The 18,915-nt window shown below is 33.7% G+C and carries 19 protein-coding genes; 5 read left to right on the forward strand and 14 right to left on the reverse strand.

Annotated features, from left to right (window positions below; translation table 11 throughout):
• Nucleotides 1-10: 10 nt before the first annotated feature.
• Genes UMM65_RS06220 through UMM65_RS06230 form a run of 3 tightly spaced genes read right to left on the reverse strand, consistent with a single transcriptional unit; the run spans nt 11 to nt 2,209 of the window.
• Complete coding sequence (locus UMM65_RS06220) at nt 11-997, reverse strand: acyl-ACP desaturase (RefSeq protein ID WP_321975628.1); 987 nt, start codon at nt 995-997, stop codon at nt 11-13.
• Between the two features lie 9 nt (nt 998-1,006).
• Entirely contained in the window at nt 1,007-1,744 is a 738-nt protein-coding gene (locus UMM65_RS06225; RefSeq protein WP_321975629.1) for a lysophospholipid acyltransferase family protein, read from the reverse strand.
• Between the two features lie 54 nt (nt 1,745-1,798).
• Nucleotides 1,799-2,209, reverse strand: coding sequence for a BrxA/BrxB family bacilliredoxin (locus tag UMM65_RS06230; protein WP_321975799.1), 411 nt, complete (start codon nt 2,207-2,209; stop codon nt 1,799-1,801).
• A 97-nt stretch (nt 2,210-2,306) separates the two neighbouring features.
• Here UMM65_RS06230 and UMM65_RS06235 point away from each other — a divergent pair, with 97 nt between their 5' ends.
• Nucleotides 2,307-3,077 carry a molecular chaperone DjiA gene (locus UMM65_RS06235; RefSeq protein WP_321975630.1) on the forward strand — a complete coding sequence of 257 codons (771 nt, stop codon included), beginning with the start codon at nt 2,307-2,309 and terminating at the stop codon, nt 3,075-3,077.
• A 9-nt stretch (nt 3,078-3,086) separates the two neighbouring features.
• Here the strand turns inward: UMM65_RS06235 and UMM65_RS06240 are convergent, their stop codons facing one another.
• Genes UMM65_RS06240 through UMM65_RS06250 form a run of 3 tightly spaced genes read right to left on the reverse strand, consistent with a single transcriptional unit; the run spans nt 3,087 to nt 6,702 of the window.
• A complete protein-coding gene (locus UMM65_RS06240; protein WP_321975631.1) occupies nt 3,087-3,977 on the reverse strand; it encodes a metallophosphoesterase in 891 nt (296 codons plus the stop codon).
• Nucleotides 3,978-3,999: 22 nt separating this feature from the next.
• Nucleotides 4,000-5,346 carry a hypothetical protein gene (locus UMM65_RS06245; protein ID WP_321975632.1) on the reverse strand — a complete coding sequence of 449 codons (1,347 nt, stop codon included), beginning with the start codon at nt 5,344-5,346 and terminating at the stop codon, nt 4,000-4,002.
• Between the two features lie 9 nt (nt 5,347-5,355).
• A complete protein-coding gene (locus UMM65_RS06250; RefSeq protein ID WP_321975633.1) occupies nt 5,356-6,702 on the reverse strand; it encodes a choice-of-anchor B family protein in 1,347 nt (448 codons plus the stop codon).
• Nucleotides 6,703-6,915: 213 nt separating this feature from the next.
• On the opposite strand from UMM65_RS06250, the gene UMM65_RS06255 reads away from it, so the two are divergent.
• The 3 genes from UMM65_RS06255 (at nt 6,916) to UMM65_RS06265 (ending at nt 10,364) form a co-directional block, all read left to right on the forward strand.
• Entirely contained in the window at nt 6,916-8,505 is a 1,590-nt protein-coding gene (locus tag UMM65_RS06255; protein WP_321975634.1) for a S41 family peptidase, read from the forward strand.
• 70 nt (nt 8,506-8,575) lie between these two features.
• Nucleotides 8,576-9,625: a thiamine-phosphate kinase gene (gene thiL / locus UMM65_RS06260; protein ID WP_321975635.1), complete on the forward strand. Its 1,050-nt coding sequence runs from the start codon at nt 8,576-8,578 to the stop codon at nt 9,623-9,625.
• 172 nt (nt 9,626-9,797) lie between these two features.
• Nucleotides 9,798-10,364 (forward strand): DUF4377 domain-containing protein, encoded by a 567-nt coding sequence (locus UMM65_RS06265; RefSeq protein ID WP_321975636.1) that lies wholly within the window; start codon nt 9,798-9,800, stop codon nt 10,362-10,364.
• Nucleotides 10,365-10,370: 6 nt separating this feature from the next.
• Here UMM65_RS06265 and UMM65_RS06270 read toward each other — a convergent pair whose 3' ends face one another.
• From UMM65_RS06270 to UMM65_RS06280, 3 genes are all read right to left on the reverse strand, one after another.
• The gene (locus UMM65_RS06270; protein ID WP_321975637.1) at nt 10,371-11,477 is read right to left on the reverse strand and encodes a TlpA disulfide reductase family protein; all 1,107 of its coding nucleotides are present in this window, start codon (nt 11,475-11,477) and stop codon (nt 10,371-10,373) included.
• An 85-nt stretch (nt 11,478-11,562) separates the two neighbouring features.
• Nucleotides 11,563-12,423: an alpha/beta fold hydrolase gene (locus UMM65_RS06275; protein ID WP_321975638.1), complete on the reverse strand. Its 861-nt coding sequence runs from the start codon at nt 12,421-12,423 to the stop codon at nt 11,563-11,565.
• 70 nt (nt 12,424-12,493) lie between these two features.
• A complete protein-coding gene (locus tag UMM65_RS06280; protein ID WP_321975639.1) occupies nt 12,494-13,009 on the reverse strand; it encodes a hypothetical protein in 516 nt (171 codons plus the stop codon).
• A gap of 95 nt (nt 13,010-13,104) precedes the next feature.
• Here UMM65_RS06280 and brnQ point away from each other — a divergent pair, with 95 nt between their 5' ends.
• Nucleotides 13,105-14,406 carry a branched-chain amino acid transport system II carrier protein gene (brnQ, locus tag UMM65_RS06285; protein WP_321975640.1) on the forward strand — a complete coding sequence of 434 codons (1,302 nt, stop codon included), beginning with the start codon at nt 13,105-13,107 and terminating at the stop codon, nt 14,404-14,406.
• Here the strand turns inward: brnQ and UMM65_RS06290 are convergent.
• The 5 genes from UMM65_RS06290 to UMM65_RS06310 form a co-directional block, all read right to left on the reverse strand.
• The gene (locus UMM65_RS06290; protein WP_321975641.1) at nt 14,403-14,945 is read right to left on the reverse strand and encodes a DUF4287 domain-containing protein; all 543 of its coding nucleotides are present in this window, start codon (nt 14,943-14,945) and stop codon (nt 14,403-14,405) included. The two genes, brnQ and UMM65_RS06290, sit on opposite strands and share 4 nt — an antisense overlap.
• 17 nt (nt 14,946-14,962) lie before the next feature.
• A complete protein-coding gene (locus UMM65_RS06295; RefSeq protein ID WP_321975642.1) occupies nt 14,963-16,252 on the reverse strand; it encodes a serine hydrolase domain-containing protein in 1,290 nt (429 codons plus the stop codon).
• Between the two features lie 140 nt (nt 16,253-16,392).
• Nucleotides 16,393-16,686 carry a DUF3995 domain-containing protein gene (locus UMM65_RS06300; protein WP_321975643.1) on the reverse strand — a complete coding sequence of 98 codons (294 nt, stop codon included), beginning with the start codon at nt 16,684-16,686 and terminating at the stop codon, nt 16,393-16,395.
• A 123-nt stretch (nt 16,687-16,809) separates the two neighbouring features.
• Entirely contained in the window at nt 16,810-18,306 is a 1,497-nt protein-coding gene (locus tag UMM65_RS06305; protein WP_321975644.1) for a YfcC family protein, read from the reverse strand.
• Nucleotides 18,303-18,911: a hypothetical protein gene (locus UMM65_RS06310; RefSeq protein WP_321975645.1), complete on the reverse strand. Its 609-nt coding sequence runs from the start codon at nt 18,909-18,911 to the stop codon at nt 18,303-18,305. Before UMM65_RS06310 ends, UMM65_RS06305 begins: the two co-directional genes overlap by 4 nt.
• Nucleotides 18,912-18,915 lie beyond the last annotated feature (4 nt).

Below are 18,915 nucleotides of genomic sequence, written 5' to 3' on the forward strand. Positions count from 1 at the left end.
TTATACCCAATTATGAAGTGGGACTTTCTACCCACTTGAATTGATAAGAATTTTCTGGAATTTTAATTCGCTCGGCCAAGCGTAACATTCTGGAAGGGAGACTAACTAAATAATCCCTTGCTTTTTCGGCTTCATCGGAAAGGTGGGTGATTTTATCAATTTCCCAACGTTTTATTAACTTATCGAGAATGTCAACATAATCTAAAGATGTATAGACTCCAATTCGTTGTGCGGTATTAGAAAATTCTTCAAAAGCAGTACCAATTTTTTCGCCAGACTCCCTTAAAAAATGAGCTGGCATTACAATTTTTTGCTTCATCATATATTCAAAAGCCAACATCATTTGGCTAGGGTCAACCGTAAAAATACGTTCTACAAAATCGGAATAAGCATTATGGTGACGCATTTCATCACCCGATATAATTCGGCACATTTTTGCCAATTGTTTATTCCCTTTTGCTTTTGCCAATTTTGCCACACGATTATGTGAAACATAGGTTGCCAATTCTTGAAAGCTGGTGTAAACAAAGTTCTTATATGGATCTCTGTCCGTACCAATATCAAAACCATCTGTAATTAAATGTTGAGTGGTTTTCTCAATTTCTTTCATGTTTACCCTACCAGAAAGATAAAGGTATTTGTTGAGTACATCACCATGTCGGTTTTCTTCACCCGTCCATTGACGCACCCATTTACCCCAAGAATTTCTACCAACCTGATCCACGCCTTCTACATCCATCAACCAAGATTCATAAGTAGGCAATGCCTCTTCCGTAATCATATCACCCACCAAAACTACCCAAAAATCGTAAGGTAATTCTTTGGCCAATTCACGAATTTCGGTAACCTCATCAAAAAATTTATCACTTTCGGAGTCGGGTAAAAAATCAGAAGGTTGCCAAATTTCATCTATGGGAATAAGGTATTTTTGGATTAGATCATCAACATCTTTTTCCAAAAACTGCATTACTTCTAATCTTTTATTTTTTAAGGACATATATTCGCTTTAAGGATAAATACCATTTTTGATAACAGTTTCAACTTTGTTAATTAAAGTCTCTTTATCCGTAAAGGTAGCAATTTTTAATGGTTTATGCACAGTAAAAGTCATGTGTGTACCAATACCCATTGGAAATTTTCCGTAACGTACTGTTTTCCAAGAATTGTTGATGGAAATTGGTACTACTATTGCTTCTGGTATTTCTTTAAATAGCGTTAGCAACCCTCTTTTCTGAAAATCTTTGGGCACACCATTTTTACTTCTAGTGCCTTCTGGAAAAATGACAGCAGCCCAATTGTTTTCTTTAATATTTTGCGAAAAATCCTTAATGGCAGTAATCGATTGCCTAGGGTTTTTTCTGTCTATCAGAACCGATCCGCCGTGACGTAGATTGTAAGAAACGCTAGGAATACCTTTTCCCAATTCAACCTTACTGATAAATTTAGGATGATATTTTCGCATATACCACATAATGGGCGAAATATCGTACATGCTTTGGTGATTGGCAACTATTATTACAGGTTGATTTGCTTTTATTTGATGAGGATTGGTAAATGTAAAATGTGTACCTAAAACGTTTAAACATCGCATTAAAAAAAACTGTAAAACATCAACACTTTTCTTTAAGGTTTTATAACCAAATACATTTTTGCTTATCCACAAAATAGGATGAAATACAACAAGCGTTAATCCAAAACACAGATAATATAAAACCGATAAGGGATAGGCTAATAGTTTTCGCATTTTTGTAAATAAAAAGCCCTCTTCTTTTATGGGAAGAGGGTTAGTCTGTAAAGTTTAACAAAACTCTTGATATGCTCCTGCTAAATTTTCTGCAATCATTTCGGCAGATCTGCCTTCGATATGGTGACGTTCTAACATATGCACCAATTCGCCATCTTTAAACAAAGCAATTGCTGGAGAAGAAGGAGGAAAAGGAATCATGTGTTCCCTAGCTTTATTCACCGCTTCAACATCATTACCCGCAAATACTGTGGTTAAATGATCTGGTTTTTTATCGCTTTGCGTTGATAAAATTGCACCTGGTCTGGCGGTTCCGGCGGCACAACCACAAACGGAATTTACCATAATCAAGGTAGTTCCTTTTTCATTTAATATAGCGTCAACTTGGTCTGCTGATTTTAATTCTTGAAAACCTGCATCTACTAGTTGCTGACGCATTGGTTTTACTATTTCTTCTGGATACATAATCTTTTCTTTTAAAATTTGAATTGCAAAGATAATCATTATTAAGAATAGTTCTAAGATAAATGTATCTTTGAAGCCATATTGTAGATTATTTTTTATGGCGAGTTTTTCAAAATGGATCGGTGCAACGCTAGGATGGTCTTTAGGTGGACCCATTGGTGGAATACTAGGTTTTATAGTAGGCAGTTTGGTAGATGGTTTTACCGAAGTAGATATCAATTCCATGGGAAAAAATCCTAGACAATCTACAAGAACTGAAGCGGGTGATTTTGAAATTAGTCTATTGGTTTTAGCTGCTGTGGTTATAAAGGCAGATGGAAAGTCTAGCCAAAAAGAATTGGATTATGTTCGTGACAACTTTATAAGAATGTACGGTAAGCAACGTGCAAACAATGCTTTTAAGTTATTTAATGAAATAAGAAAAAAAGGCACAATTCCTACTCGTCAAGTATGCATACAAATCCGTCAGCATATGACCCATGCTTCACGCTTGCAATTATTACATTTTCTGTTCGGTATTGCCAAGTCAGACGGATCTGTTAGTCAGGCTGAAATCGATGCCATTAAACGTATTTCGGTTTATTTGTACATCAGTAACCGCGATTTTGAATCTATAAAGGCAATGTTTTATGGTGCGTCTTCGAGTTCTTCCTCAGCCTCGTACAGTAGCAGTACCGCATACAAAATTTTAGAAATAACTAAATCTGCCACCAATGATGAAGTTAAAAAAGCATACCGCAAAATGGTTAAAAAACATCATCCTGATAAGTTGAGACATTTAGGCGAAGCCCATCAAAAAGGGGCTGAGGAAAAATTTAGGCAAATACAAAAAGCTTACGAACAAATACAGGCAGAGAGGGGGATGTAGGGTAGCTTATTATAAATATGCACTTAATGGCTGAGGTCCCGCCAACACATCTTTTACAATAATATTTTCTCCGTTGTCTTTTTGTTCAAAACGCCATTTTACCATTACTATTTCTAAATTTTCAATTTCCAAACCAATAATGGAATTAGGGTGTACGCAACTACCATCATTAAAATAAGGAAGCAGTCCTGGATCTGGGAAACGGGGTCTGTGTGTATGCCCGGCAATTACCATTTGATTGTCGTTTTTCAACATCCAATCCTTTAATTTTTTTTCAATTCTGTTGAGTGTAGTATTGTTTTTTGCCGGACTTGTAGGGTCTTTTATGGTAAACCATTTTTGCAGGGGCATCCATAAATATCGAACAAAAAACCGGCTGACTTTCCAAAACCTGTAATTAAACCAATCGGCTTGATGTCCGTGAATTAGAAATATTTTTTTATCGGTATTTTCAATTTCCAATAACATACTTTCGTGATATTCTAAATTGAAAAGCCGCTCTTTTTGTTTAATATTTTTAGGAGGAAAAACTTTATACAACATTTTTTCTACCGTTAACGGATCTCCAAAAATCATATCATGATTACCCCAAAGCATATATAGTCTATCATCATCATAAAATAATTTCAACAATTCGAAAGTGCTTTTATGTGCTTTGTAAATAGGCTCAAAAGAATAATTTTCCCAAAGTTCTATGCCATCACCCAATTCAATATAAATATAATTTTTTTTATAGTATTCCTTAATGGCATGCTGATAAATAAGCATATTGTGTAGGAAATCATCCGCATAACTGTTATCTCCTTTATGAACATCGCTAAAAAGTATAATTTTAGAATCTTTATTTATAGTTAAAGATTTCGCATTCTTATAAGCGTTATCAAGAATAGAGTGCATCATATAACCATAAATATATGCGAAATTACTTTATTTTAACTATCCAAATATCCTTTTTCCCTTTATTAGAAGAGATATCTTTATCATTGCTTTCAGTCTCGCCTACAACAACCATTTTTTGATCAGAAGTTCCAACGATTCCATAAGCAAAATCTAAACCCGAGCCTCCTAAGGATTTTTCCCAAAGCAAATTGCCATCTTCATCAATCTTTATAATCCAAAAATCATTTTCACCATTATTTTTAATAACGTCTCCATCGTTGCTTTTAGAATTTCCTGCAATCAGATATGAACTAAATATATTTTGTGATTTTGCAATAGCAAAGGAAGCATCAAATGAAGATCCTCCATAAGATTTTTCCCAAAGTAAATCTCCACTATCATTAATTTTAATAACCCAATAATCTGAATTTCCGTTGCTTGACGAGATATTACCATCATTTGAAATTGCGGAACCAACGATTATATAATTTCCATCAACGGTTGCAACAGCTGCATAAGCATCATCAATACCTGAACCTCCATATGTTTTTTGCCAAAGCATTTTGCCTTCTGTATCAATTTTGACAACCCAAAAATCGTAACTACCATTGCTATTGCTAATATCGGAATCATTACTTTCGGTTGAGCCTACCAATAGAAAATTTCCATCATGAGCTTTTAACACTTTATAGATACGATCATTGTTAGTTCCACCAAAATATCTACGCCATTCTAAATTTCCATTTGTATCTAATTTTTGAGCCCAAAATTCTCCGACGCCATGTTTTGTGTTAACCGTTTCGTTGCCCAATCCATTTGATCCGTCAACATCTAAATATCCACCAATAAAATACCCGCCATCATCGGTTTGAAATAAAGAATGGCTATGATCATGTCCTGCAAAACCATAAGATTTTTCCCATTGAATCGTTCCTTTTGAATCTAATTTCACCAACCAATGGTCATGTTGTCCTTGATTATTGGAAGCATCACCGTCGGCACTTTTACTTGGCCCTGTAATGGCATATCCGCCATCTAAAGTTTGAATAATTGCTCTGCCAATGTCGTCACCACTACCACCATAGGTCCTGTTCCATTCAACGTTACCATTTATATCTAGTTTTAGTACCCAAAAATCGTTTTCTTCATTTTCTTTATCAATTATATCTCCATTAACACTATTGGTATGGCCGATAACAGCATATCCACCATCGTTGGTTTCAATTATACCTCTGGCAACATCATCTCCTGAACCACCAAAGGTTTTTTGCCATTCAATTTCGCCAGATAAAGTAGATATTGGCAATTCAGAATTTGTGGTGCAACTAAGCAATAAAGAACTTAGAAAAGCAAAAGATAAGATAGTCCGATATATTTTGAAAATAATCATTTAAATGGGTTACTTTTTTTTGATAATAAATAATCCGCTGTCAATATCGCTAACTATTATTTTACCGCTTTCCAAATATGGAAACACATTCCATGCCCCATTGAATGCAGCATTGTTATGTGCAGGATAGGTGTCAAAATAACCAACTTCGTTAAGTACACCGTTTGAGATATCGGAAATATCAATAAATCTAACTCCCGCAGTATAATTGGCCAAATAAAAAACATTGTTTTTTGTGTAACCATTATGGTCTATTGCTGCAGTTGGACCAATATAAGTGGTTTTTAATTTAGGGTTATCTAAGTCGGTAAAATCAAATACTAAGGTTCTGGTATTAAATCCGAAATTTCGTTCATCTAATTCATCGCCTAAAATAAAGTATTGGTGATTTTCCGTAAACCAACCTTGATGAGTATAACCAACATTAGCATAGGAAATTTTTGAAATATTTTTCGGATTTGATTTGTCAGTGATATCGACAATAACTACTTCATTTTCATTACTACCAACTAAAATTTCTTTACCTATATGCTCTGTATCACTACCATTATAGGTTACCACTTGAGCATCGTGACTGTAATTATCCATTGCATATCGACCTTCATCAATTGGGGCGGTGGGATTTTGAATATTAATAAATAAGGGCCCTCCTAAATATGGTCCAGATCTGCTTGTACCCACTGGGTACGCATACCCTGTAGCCTCGTTAATTACCATATTATGAGCATTTCCGAAACCCGTATAATGGTTATCAGCTAGAAAAGTTTCGGGAGGATTAATAACGTTTCTCAATTTTAATAAATCGAATACTTGCATACCATGGCCTTGTGCTTCGCTAACAATAAAAGCATGGTTATTATAGACTTTTATGTCTCGCCAAGAACTATTTACAGTGGCGGTGGGTAATTTGCCCAAGTATATGGCTTCACTTGCATTGGTAATATCAACAAACGCGGTGCCATTTTCAAGTCCAATAATTGCATATTCCTTTTTTGTTTCAGGGTCTTGCCAACCCCAAGAATCGTTCGCAGATTCTGCATCAAAATAACTCAACGGAATATGTTGAAGTAAGTCATAATCGTTACAAGGATAGGTATTAGCCATTCCACCAACACATGGAACGGTATTAAAAGTAAAGGTGGTATCACAAATATCTCCTATTCCATCTCCGTCTGCATCATTTTGATCTGAATTTGCAGAAACTAAACAATTATCATTAGCATCTAGAATTCCATCCATATCGGAATCAGCTTCTGATAAGTCTTCCATGGACTCATCGGATGTACTACAACTAATGATTAAAAATGCAAATATTGTGATTCTTAAAAATACAATTATCTTTTTCTTTGAAACCATAAATATTATGTAACTGATTCTATCTATATCAAAAACCGTGCTGTGTTATTTGAAACAACTGAAGTAGCTTAAGTTTAGAACAAATGTAGTTAAATATTCAATATTAATTTGATGCTCAACTATTTTGAAAATCATGTCTGATTCGTCATTTTAGCAACTTGTTTTTTCTCGTTAAATAAAATCAACTTATTTTTACCAATTATATAGAATTTTATGCAACGAATATTATACACTTTAGGCATATGCTTATTATTGTTTTCGTGTACTAGCGTTAAAACATATAATGAACAGATTGCAGTAAATCATTCTGCACGGAATCTAAAAAAGGATGTTGATGTTGCCTATAAAAAACTAAAAAAACTGCATCCAAGATTATATCAATACATATCAAAAAAAGAGCTGGATTATAAATTTGACAGTCTAAAAAAAACAATTGTTAAGCCTTTATCCAGTCAACAATTTTATGAAAAATTAGCACCTGTTATAGCTGAGGTTAGGCAGGGGCATATTACGGTTAGTCCTCCGCATAAGCGTTTTAACAGTAAGCAAAGAAAATTATTGAACAAAAATAAATTTGAGTTTTACGAATTGGATTTCGAGTATTTAAACAATAATTTATGGATCGTAAATACCAGAGGGGGAGACTCCACCATCATTGGCAGTAAAGCGGTTAAAATTAATGATGAGGATGTTTCTAAGCTCTTTAACAAGTATAAAAGGCTATTTTCTTCTGATGGCTATAATACTACTTTTCAAGACAGAATGGTGGCCTCCAGATTTTCTGGTTACTATTATTTGGACAAAGGTTTTGTTGATAGTCTTTCAATTGTGCTAAAAAAGGAAGATTCATTATTTACTAAAGTCCTTAGAAGAATTCCTAAAGATTCAATTCCAGGAAAAATTAAAATAGATTCAGTTCAAAAAACCCCAAAAAAACTTACAGAGGAACAAAAGAAAGAGCTAAAACTAAAAGAAAAGGAAAAGAGGGAAAAGGATTATATATATGGCTTTGAAAAAGCAAAAAACAGGTACACTAGAAACTTGAATTTTATAGATAAAGATAGTAGCGTTGCCATCATGAAAATAAGAGGATTCGGCAATGGGAATTACAAAAAATTCTATCAAGAAAGTTTTGCCAAAATAGATGCTGCCAAAACGGAATATTTAATACTGGATTTAAGGGATAATACAGGAGGTAGGCTTGAAGAAATTGATAAATTGTATTCCTATTTAACCGATAAGGAATATCAGTTGATTAAAAAAGCAGAAGTGTTAACACGTCAACCTTTTTTAACCTCTATGTTGTCAAAGAACAACTCTGTATTTATTAAAATTAGTGCTACGTTGTTATCACCTTTTATGGCCGTGTATAATTTATTTAAATCTGGAAAAAAAGACGGGAAAAAATATTACTCATTTTCCAGTTCTAAAGTTAAAAAACCTAATCCGTTAAATTTTAAGGGAGAAATTTATGTGCTGATTAACGGAGCATCGTTTTCTGCTTCGTCTATTTTATCCACAAATTTACATGCTAATAAAAGAGCCACTTTTGTTGGAGAAGAAACGGGCGGTGCTTATAACGGAACGGTTGCCGGGCTATTTAAATTTATAGAATTGCCAAATTCAAAAGTTAAAATGAATATTGGCTTGGCACAAATTGAAGCACCCTACCGTCTAGATCCAGATGGTTATGGTATAAAGCCCGATGTGGAAATTATTCCAACAATAGAAGATCGATTGAATAATGTAGACCCTGAATTGGAGTGGGTATTGGAAGATATAAATAGTAAGAAAAACGATTAACTATATTGGGAATGCGAATTTATAAAATTCTTACCCCTAAGTTTCGGGGTCTAAACGACAAATAAATACTATGTTAGAAGATAAAAACGAACAAAGAACATCATTAGCTGAATTGGGAGAATTTGGTTTGATAAAACACTTAACGGATGCTATAAAATTAAAACATAAATCATCCATAAGAGGTGTTGGTGATGATGCTGCGGTGTTGGAATTTAAAGATAAGCAGGTTTTATTAACTACTGATTTATTGATAGAAGGTGTACATTTTGACTTGTCATACATGCCATTAAAGCACTTGGGCTATAAGGCCGTGATGGTGAATTTATCTGATGTGTATGCCATGAACGGAAAGGCTACCCAAATTACAATTTCCTTAGCGGTTTCCAACCGTTTTCCGTTGGAGGCTATTGAAGAATTATATTCTGGTATCCATTTAGCATGTAAGCTCTATAACGTAGATTTGGTGGGTGGAGATACTAGCTCTTCTACCAAAGGGCTATTGATTAGTGTAACTGCTCTTGGTGAAGCAAATAAAGAAGACATAGTCTACAGAAATGGTGCAAAGCCAAATGACCTAATTGTAGTTACTGGCGATTTAGGAGCGGCCTACTTAGGACTGCAAGTGTTGGAACGTGAAAAACAAGTTTTTCAAGCCAATCCGAATGCTCAACCAGAATTGGACAATTACACCTATTTGGTGGAACGTCAGTTAAAACCAGAAGCCAGAAAAGACATTCCGAATTTATTAAGAGAACTTGATGTAAAACCAACATCAATGATTGATATTAGCGATGGTCTATCGTCTGAAATTATTCATATTTGCACACAAAGTGAGGTAGGGTGTAATTTATTTGAAGATAAGATTCCGTTAGATCCACAGGTTATCTCTACTTGTGAAGAATTTAAGTTGGACAGTACAACAGTAGCTTTAAGCGGAGGAGAAGATTATGAATTGCTTTTTACAGTTGATACGGCTGATTATCCTAAAATAAAAGCCAATCCGAATTTAACGGTTATTGGGCATATTACCGAAAAAAACGAAGGGATGCATTTAATTACTAGAGCCAATCAAAAAGTGGAGTTAACCGCACAGGGTTGGAATGCGATGAAAAAAGATTGAATATTTAAAATTGTAACAACCCAGAAAGGGTTTGAATCCCTTTCTGGTTTAACTTGGGTCAACGAGGTTAATTGGTAATAAAATTATCTTTTTTTGATATTACTTTTGTTGAATTATACGCAACTCTTTTTTTAATTTGGTATCTACGATATACTAAACTTAAATTAAAAAAATGAAAATTATAAAAATCCTTGCAGTACTTTTTTTAGGATGTTCAATAGCTCTATCTTCTTGTTCGGATGACGATAACCTAGAAATTACAACGATGAACGTAAATCATTTTAAACAGTCTGGAGAATCTCTTTACCCATCTCAATTTTTATTGGTTCAAGAAGGAGGTGCCGTTAATGGTTTTGATTGGAATTTGTTTTACGGTGAAATTGAGGGGTTCAACTACGAGTTGGGGTATTTGTATAGTTTAAAAATAAAAAAGGAAACACTGGAAAACCCGCCTGCGGATGGAAGTTCAATACGTTATAAATTAATAGAAGAAGTGAGTAAAGTAAGAGCCCCTTCTGATGAACCTTTCGAAATTCTTTTATCAAGACCTAATGGTAATAATATTCAGGCCTTTGTTGGAAAGAACAGTGATTCAACTTTTCAACTGTTAGATGGTACAAAAATTGAATGTGGTAATTTGTGTGGTGAACTGGCTGAAAAGTTAACCAATAAAGAACCGATTACAGGTGTTTTTTATCATTTAAAAAATGACGAAATAGAATTAATTGGTCTAAAATAATTGAGATTATTGCATCAAATTATCAATGAATTCTAACAATTCGGCTCCATGTAAATTTTTAGCGATAATTCTTCCTTTGCTATCAATTACATAATTCATTGGCAAAGCGGTTACCGCAAAATTATAAGCCGCAGGAGTCTTAAGCCCTTCTAAAGAGGATACGTTAGCCCAATTGCGGTTGTCTTTTTCTATAGCCTTGAGCCATTGCTGTTTATTGGTATCTAATGAAACGCCGTAAATTTCAAAGCCATCATCTTTATATTTTTTATATAATCTATTTAAAATTTCGCTTTCCCTACGGCACGGACCGCACCAACTTGCCCAAAAATCGATTAATGTATATTTTTTGTTTATAGAAAAAAGACTCACCGTCTTATTATCAGCAGTATTCATAATAATATCTGGTACTTTTCCGCCAATTGATGTTTGTTGTAAGCGAGTTACTTTTTCCCTTAATTTTTCTGTAATTGTTAAGTTAGGGTGGCTGTTTTCAAAACTATCTACCAAACTGTCAAAAAAGGGAATATTATCCTCACCTTTCCATCGTAAAGAAGTAGGGTAAATTGCGATACTTGTCCCCATTTTTTCCTTGATAAAAGTGTTCAACTCATCTAAGTGTAAATCATAATTTTTGATTTCTAACTGACCTAAAGAGTCAATTTTTTTAGGACTAGGATTTTCAGTTTTATTTTCATCCGAAATTTGTTTTCTTATAGATTTAACCAAACGATCTAAAGATTTTTCTCTTAAATTCTCGTATGCTATTAATAAATCGGTGTCTTTAGAACCTGTTATACTGGTTTCGGTATCATCAACTTTAATATTTATATTTTGCTCCTTATCTATAGCTAAGGGTATTTTTTTATTATCATTTATCACTAAAGTGTAATAGTGAGGTTCATTATTAAAATCAGCAGAAAAACTTCCATTTTCATCTAAATAAATAGTATCAATTAGGGTTGAAATTTTCCTTTCAATATCGTTTTCTTGAAATAAGATGATATAATCGGTTTTAGTATTTATAACATTACCTTGTAGCGTAAAGGTGGCTTCCTTTTTTTGCGAACAGGCACCAAAAACAAGGATAACCAGTAAAAATAGAATGTTTTTCATGAATTTAGTTTGTGCAATTATGAGTCGGTTTTTATTAAACATCATTACGTAAATATAAAATGTGTTCGTTGAAATTTTTCTTCAATCAGACCCCCTCCCCTTTTCGGGGAGGGCTGGGGAGGGGCTTCTTTACAAAATCTTGTAACGTTTTAATAAGCTCTTTTTTATTTTCGATATGGCTCATGTGTCCATCTGGGAATTCCACTACTTTAATATCACTATTTTTAGTTTGATCTCTTAAAGATTGAGCATCTAAAACAGGGTCATTTTTACCTAATATCAACATTTTTTTGAACGTGGCCTTTCTAAATAATGCTTTCCGGTTTTTTCGGATTTTCATTCCTTCCAATGAAGCTACAATTCCTTGAACAGATAATTTTAGTCCATCATTAATTAAACATTCAATTTCTTTTTTAAAAATAGTTCTGTTTTCTTCTGAAAATAAATTAGTTATGGACATCCTAATAAACATTTTATGGTTTTGTTTAACGGCAACAACTGCTCTGTCTCTATTTATCTTTTTTTCTTTGGTATCAGAAACCGGTGTCGAATTCATCAAACAAATTCCTTTAATTGAATCCTTAAATAATTCCGCGAAAGCGAGGCTAACATAACCACCCATACTATGTCCAATTAGGATGTATTTACGTAATTTTAAGTGATTAAGCACCGCTTTTACCATTTCTGCTTGGGCTGACATGGTGTGTACATATCCTAAATTTCCAGTTTTTCCATGTCCTAATAAATCTATTGAAACTATACGATTTCGTTTTGAAAGCACTTCTGTAATGTCATCCCACATGGTTAAATCTTCCAAAAACCCATGGAGTAAAACAACTGCTCCTCCTTTGCCAGAAGTACGGTATCTTATCTGTGTATTTTTGTGAGTTACAAACCCCGAAAGGGTTTCAGACCCTTTCGGGGTTGTATTTAAGTTTTCAACCATTTTTCTATAGCAATTGTATCAACTTTTTGTTGATGTGCTTCAATAAAATTATCTCTACCATCAAATAAATTTAAAATATCACTTTTTGTATAGTAGTATTTTCATTATCGATAAGAGAAATATAAGAACTCCATTTATATTTTTCAATATGATTTGTAATACCATGGTGTACAGGATTGTTATGAATATAAAGTATAAGGTTTATTAAATACTTTTCATCTTCAATTTTTTTCCTCCTAAACGGTTTTTCAAATAAAGAGCCATGCCTATTATTTTGTCTATTAATAGCTTGGGCATAGGCATTAAAAAAGTTTGAAAATTGCTGAGATGGTCTTTTTCTTACCTTTTTAATATCAGAATTATACAATTCCAAAAGTTCATTTTCCGATTTTATTTTCACTAAAAAATGAAAATGATTTTGCATCAAACACCAAGCAAAAGTTTCTACTATAGGGGTAATATGTTTTTCGTATAACTTTAAAAAATAGATGTAATTATTTTTAGAATAGTACAAATCTTCACCATTAATCCCTCTATTATAAATATGGTAATAATTATCTGGTTTTATAATTTCCAATTGTCTCATTTAGTTGATTTCTAACCCCGAAAGGGTTTCAAACCCTTTCGGGGTTCATTGAGGTGTAACAAAAATAGATATATTTGTCTATAAACAATCTATTTGTGACTAAAACTAAGAAAATATTAATTACCGGATTTGCCCTATTTTCATTGTTTTTCGGTGCAGGAAATTTATTATTACCTCCTTTGTTAGGGTATAATGCGGGCTCAGATTGGTTTTGGGTTTCACTTGGGTTTATGATAACCGCAGTGATCATACCTATACTTGGTATTTTAGCTCATGCTAAATTGCAAGGTACAATGTATGACTTTGGTAAAAAAGTCTCACCAACATTCAGCATAATTTATTGCATAATTGTCTATATCATCTCGATTACAATTCCTTCTCCAAGAACCGCTGCTGCGACCCATGAAATTGCAATTTATCCTCTTTTTGAGACGAGTCCGCTGTTAACAAGTAGCATATATTTTGGTTTGGTGTTGGTTTTTGTGTTAAATCGTTCTAAGATTTTAAGTCTTATCGGTAAATTTTTAACGCCGTTAATTGTATTGATACTCGTTTTAGTAATTGGAATTGGTTTATTTTCTAGTGAAATATTAATGAACCCCTCTAATTTTGAAACACCTATTGTGGATGGATTGTTAGAAGGCTATCAGACGTTTGATGCTATTGGTGCCGTTGTAGTAGGAGCCGTAATTATTATATCTTTAAATATTCATAACAAGGATTCCTTTTTAGTGAAAAGGGAAATTATAAAAAAAGCGGGATTTATAGCAGGACTAGGTTTGTTTGTTATTTATGCTGGCTTGATTTCATTAGGTGCAGTTTATGGCTCTGAAATTTTTATAGACGACGCTTTAAGCAATGATATGCAAAGAGCTAATTTGTTAATGGGAATAAGCCTACGAACTTTAGGAGGTATCGGTAAAACCTTTTTAAGCGTATTGATAGCACTGGCATGTTTTACAACAGCGGTGGGAATTGTTACAGGAACAGCAGATTACTTCAAGGGGCTTTTTAATAACTCACAAAAAATATATGTTGTTACTGCTGTATTAGGATGTGTTTTGGGAATTTTAGTGGGTAAATTGGATTTTCATTCAATAATTATGATAGCCTTGCCTATATTAATGTTTATATACCCAATAACAATTGTACTGATTTTACTAAATGTAGTGCCAGATAAATATGCTTCAAAAGAGGTTTTTAGAATGGTGGTTTTGATTACTTTTTTGTTTAGTATTCCAGATTTTTTACAATTTTTAGTTCCTGCGGATAGTTTGGTAGGCATAAAAAATGTAATCCCACTTTCTAAATATAGCTTAGGCTGGGTATTGCCCGCTTTTGTAACTTTTTTAATTGTGAATCTTCTCTCTGAGAATAACTTAAAAACTCAAGATTAAACCGATTGCTCGTAAGCTTCTTTTAGCCAATTTATCAACTGCCCGTCAACTTCTCCAGTAGAATGTATTTGTACTCTGTGTGTACACATAGTACCAAAAGGACCAGAATTTTCAAGCCTATCGGTAGTAGGTTTGTCCTTTATTTTTAAACCTAAGTCAATACGCGTTTTGGTGGCTGGCTTTATAAGTGCAAACTGTCTTTTTCTTATAATACTTACACTGGTTTTTTTTGGTGCAATGGTAACATCATTACCAAAATTACTTACTACGGTAATTAATTTTTCATATATGGGCAGTAAACCTTCCTTGCCTTTAAATTGGTTTTCAACCAAATCATCAGGAGCGTCATTGTTATCTTTTGAAAGGGTTACAATAGTATTGGCAAAACCGTGTGTTACTTGATGTTCACTTTTTAGATATTTAACGGCTTCGCTGTGTTTAGTAAATTCTTTTGTTTGTAAAATCCTTTTCCATTGCTCTAATGACTTACCTGTTTTTTCAGGCATATTATCAATCATAGTTTGTAGTGCTTTGTCCATAAGTTTAAATTTTTAAATTAATCATCAATAGCTTGGCCAATTAATATTTTGAATTTCCAAGCTGTTTCATCAGTGGAGGTATTTTGTGTTTGTTTCATCAATATCCCAATAATATTTTCTTTTGGGTTGGCAAAATATTGGGTATTAAAATAACCGCCCCATTCAAAAGTTCCTTTGCTACCCTTACCGCCCATATCTTGCCCTTTTTTGTCTAAAACACCGAAGGCCAATCCGTAATAGCTGCCTGAATCTCCCCACAAATCTCCAATTTGATTACCCATTATAAATTGAATTGTAGTACGACTTAATAAACGTTTGCCATTTAACTCACCATTGTTCAAATACATCTGCAAAAAAGCGGCATAGTCTTTTGCTGTACTAGACAGTCCTGCACCACCAGAAAAGAACCGTTTCGCCCCTTTTTTAGGATAATCAGGGTCATAAAATGTGGTAGGATAACTTATCCATTTGTCATTTTCCTTTTTTTGTATGGTCACCAATCTATCGTGTTTAGATTCGGGTAAATAAAACCAAGTATCTTCCATTCCCAACGGGTCAAATATTCTTGTTTTTAGAAATTTATCAAAAGGCATTTGGGATACAATTTCTATAAAATAGCCTAACACATCCAAGCCTTCGCTATAGGTGAATTTTTCACCTGGATTGTGATGTAAAGGCAACTTTGCCAACTTTTTTACACTTTCTTCAATACTTATATTTTCCGTTGTGAATAAATCGGTGATTCCTGCTTTCTTATAAATTTTTTTAAATCGTTCGTCGCCGTCAATAACACCATAACCAATCCCTGAGGTATGTGTTAACAAATGCCGTATGGTGATGGGTTTTGAAGCGGGACTCGTATCATACGTTCCATCTTCGTATAAGGTATCCAATACGTGAGCATTTTCAAATTCAGGGATAAATTTTGAAATAGGGTCATCTAATTGGAATTTTCCTTCTTCCCACAACATCATTACCGCTGTTGAGGTTATGGCTTTGGTTTGGGAAGCAATTCTAAAAATAGCATCTTTTTTTAATGCTTTTCCTGTGGTGTTATCTGCCATTCCAAATGCTTTGTGATAGACAATTTTTCCATTTCTGGCAATTAATGCCACTGCACCAGGCACTTGTTGGTCTTCAATGGCCGCTTTGAGCATAGCATCAATTCGTGCTAATCTTTCGGCTGACATACCTACACTACTAGGTGTTGCTTCCGCAAGTGGCGGTGAGTTTTTTATAGAAGTGGTCTGGCTAAAAGTTACCAGTGTGCAACATGCTAGCAGGAAAGTAAAAATTGATTTTTTCATTGTGTATTTGGTTAGGGTTACTAAGTTACTATAAATTATAATATAATTTCAGACCCTTCTGTCTTCCGACTGAAAAAGTCGGAATCCACCTTGCCTTGCCAAGGGAAGGAGCAAAAAAGAAAAAGATTTTTATGCTTAGATTAGTTTATAACTGCAATCAAAATTCCCAAAGTAGAAATTGTCAAACATAATGGCGAAAAAAATTTAGTATCTAATTTGGCAAAATCAGTAGATTTAACACGTTTAAAGAAACCTATATATTTAAAATCTCCTATGGCACGTAATAGAAAAATAGCAGGAATAATCCATGTGCCATACGTAAGTATCCAAGAAGGTATGTTTACTGTAATTAAATTGGTTTTTATCAAATAGAAAAATCCAAAAGCAGTTAATACAAGTGCGACAATGCCACTATCTATTTTTTTGGGATTCAAAACACGTTCTCCAGTTGTTTTGGTCGGTAAGGACGCATTAAAACCAAAACTACCACCAAAAAACCCAATTGAAATGAATTAAGGCAAGTATAAAAAAGATACTACTTAAAAGTATAGATAAGATCATAAATACACAGAAATGGTTAATACCAACATAGTCACTATTACTAAAACTATAAATAATGGCATTATAAATTTTAACCATCTGTCAAAACCGATTTTTACAATGGCCAATGAGGGTAAAATAAGGCCTGTAGGGTTTATAAAATAGAACAACCCCATACCGTATTGGTAAGTATTCACAATAATTTCCCTACCAATACCCACCGTATCCGCAAGTGGAGACATTACAGGCATGGTCAATACCGCCATACCCGAAGAGGAGGGAATAAAAAATGACAAACCTCCATAAATATAAAGCATTGCATTTACGAAGATTCCTTTGTTCATACCGTCCTTTACCGTACTGGCATGGTATAATAGCGTATCGCTAATCAATCCGTCATCCATAAGTACAGAAACGCCTCTGGCAATACCAATAATAAAGGCTACACCCAATAAATCGCCAGCTCCTTTAGAAAAGGCTTCTACGAAATGCGATTCCTTTATTTTACCAATAAATCCGATGATAACGGCACCAACTAAAAAAGTAGCGGTCATTTCTATAAACCACCACTCTAATTTGGAAACCCCTATAATCATAATGATAAAACTTAGACTAAATACCAATAAAATTAAACGTAATCTGGGGGTTAATTGTAGGTTTTTATGTGCTGAATTGGAATGAAATAAGGCTTCTAGTTGTTCTTTCTGATCGTAAATAACAGATTTTGTAGGGTCATTTTTTACACGCTTAGCATACCGCAGTATATACCATAAGCTAATAATAAGTACGATACACAACATCATAAACCGTCCGTTGAGTCCGGTAGTCCAATTAATACCAGCGGCATCTGAGGCAATAATGGTTGAAAACGGATTTACTGTAGAACACATGGTGCCAATACTAGACCCTAAAAAAATACAGGCCAAACCAACCATAGCATCATATTTTGCGGCAATAAAAACGGGAATTAAAATAGGAAAAAAGGCAATGGTTTCTTCTGCTAACCCAAAAGTAGTGCCGCCTAATGCTACGAGACAAGTAACCATAATAATGAGAATAAATTCCCGGCCTTTTAAGGCTTTTGCCAACCAAGCAATACCAGCATCAAAAGCTCCGGTAAGGTTCATAATACCAATAAGACCACCAATAATTAAGACCAGAAAAATAATATCAGCCGCCGCAATAATACCTTTTATGGGCGATTGCACAAAAGCAGCAAAACCCTGTGGTCTGGCTTCTAATTGTTGGTAGGTATTAGGGATGCCAATAGGTTTATAAATAGCACCACTAGTAAATTTCTCTAAAGGAATTTTAATCTGTAAGCTGTCTAAAGTATGTTGTGTGGCAGGCAATGCGGTGGTAGTTTCTAAACTGGTTTTTATAAAAGTTTTGTCTGTAGTAGTATAGGTTAAACTATCAAATTTACCAGCAGGGACCACCCAAGTTAATAAGGCAACAAAACCTGCAATTATTAATAATATGGTTTGTGCCGTGGGGAATTTTAATTTTTTCATGCTACTAATCTAGGTGATTTTTTTATTTTCAATACCTCGCCTCTATTGGGGTTTTGTATTTTTCTACTAATAAAATAAATTAAAAGTGAAATTATTATCACGCCAATTATTAATGTAGCGGTTGAGCCTAAAACTTTTGCAATTGATGTTATGATAAATGATTTACCGCCTGAAACTCTTACTTCATTTCCACTCTCAATTTCTAATGCAGACATATAGGTTAAACCAATTATTAAACTTAAAATGACAAATGAAATTAAATGGGGAAGTATTTGTTTAAAAAGTGAAAAATTCTTGAGTTCGGTTCCTTTAAGATTATTTTTTAAATAAGATTTTATTTCACTGTATATCATTTTGTCAATCGGTAAATTTATTTCTGGAACACTATCGTCCTTATATCTAAACTCTATTGAAAAATTGGAATCAATAAAAACAATTTCTTTTAAATCTTCATAGCGAATACTTTTAACTATACCCAAATTCTTGGTCTCAATTAATTTATTAATATCTAAGTTCTTATCTTGACTAGTTAACCAAACAGATTTTTCTGTTAAAATTATATAACTCTTTTCGAATTCAGTTTCTGATAAAATCCAATGTTTCATTTTA

The organism is Aureibaculum koreense, from assembly GCF_034296135.1.
In the GTDB taxonomy this organism is placed as follows: domain Bacteria; phylum Bacteroidota; class Bacteroidia; order Flavobacteriales; family Flavobacteriaceae; genus Aureibaculum.

Excerpts from the sequence above, each read along its gene's own strand:
- UMM65_RS06220 (WP_321975628.1), bottom strand. The coding sequence starts at position 997 with ATGTCCTTAAAAAATAAAAGATTAGAAGTAATGCAGTTTTTGGAAAAA.
- UMM65_RS06225 (WP_321975629.1), bottom strand. The coding sequence starts at position 1,744 with ATGCGAAAACTATTAGCCTATCCCTTATCGGTTTTATATTATCTGTGT.
- UMM65_RS06230 (WP_321975799.1), bottom strand. The coding sequence starts at position 2,209 with ATGTATCCAGAAGAAATAGTAAAACCAATGCGTCAGCAACTAGTAGAT.
- UMM65_RS06235 (WP_321975630.1), top strand. The coding sequence starts at position 2,307 with ATGGCGAGTTTTTCAAAATGGATCGGTGCAACGCTAGGATGGTCTTTA.
- UMM65_RS06240 (WP_321975631.1), bottom strand. The coding sequence starts at position 3,977 with ATGATGCACTCTATTCTTGATAACGCTTATAAGAATGCGAAATCTTTA.
- UMM65_RS06245 (WP_321975632.1), bottom strand. The coding sequence starts at position 5,346 with ATGATTATTTTCAAAATATATCGGACTATCTTATCTTTTGCTTTTCTA.
- UMM65_RS06250 (WP_321975633.1), bottom strand. The coding sequence starts at position 6,702 with ATGGTTTCAAAGAAAAAGATAATTGTATTTTTAAGAATCACAATATTT.
- UMM65_RS06255 (WP_321975634.1), top strand. The coding sequence starts at position 6,916 with ATGCAACGAATATTATACACTTTAGGCATATGCTTATTATTGTTTTCG.
- thiL (WP_321975635.1), top strand. The coding sequence starts at position 8,576 with ATGTTAGAAGATAAAAACGAACAAAGAACATCATTAGCTGAATTGGGA.
- UMM65_RS06265 (WP_321975636.1), top strand. The coding sequence starts at position 9,798 with ATGAAAATTATAAAAATCCTTGCAGTACTTTTTTTAGGATGTTCAATA.
- UMM65_RS06270 (WP_321975637.1), bottom strand. The coding sequence starts at position 11,477 with ATGAAAAACATTCTATTTTTACTGGTTATCCTTGTTTTTGGTGCCTGT.
- UMM65_RS06275 (WP_321975638.1), bottom strand. The coding sequence starts at position 12,423 with ATGGTTGAAAACTTAAATACAACCCCGAAAGGGTCTGAAACCCTTTCG.
- UMM65_RS06280 (WP_321975639.1), bottom strand. The coding sequence starts at position 13,009 with ATGAGACAATTGGAAATTATAAAACCAGATAATTATTACCATATTTAT.
- UMM65_RS06290 (WP_321975641.1), bottom strand. The coding sequence starts at position 14,945 with ATGGACAAAGCACTACAAACTATGATTGATAATATGCCTGAAAAAACA.
- UMM65_RS06295 (WP_321975642.1), bottom strand. The coding sequence starts at position 16,252 with ATGAAAAAATCAATTTTTACTTTCCTGCTAGCATGTTGCACACTGGTA.
- UMM65_RS06305 (WP_321975644.1), bottom strand. The coding sequence starts at position 18,306 with ATGAAAAAATTAAAATTCCCCACGGCACAAACCATATTATTAATAATT.
- UMM65_RS06310 (WP_321975645.1), bottom strand. The coding sequence starts at position 18,911 with ATGAAACATTGGATTTTATCAGAAACTGAATTCGAAAAGAGTTATATA.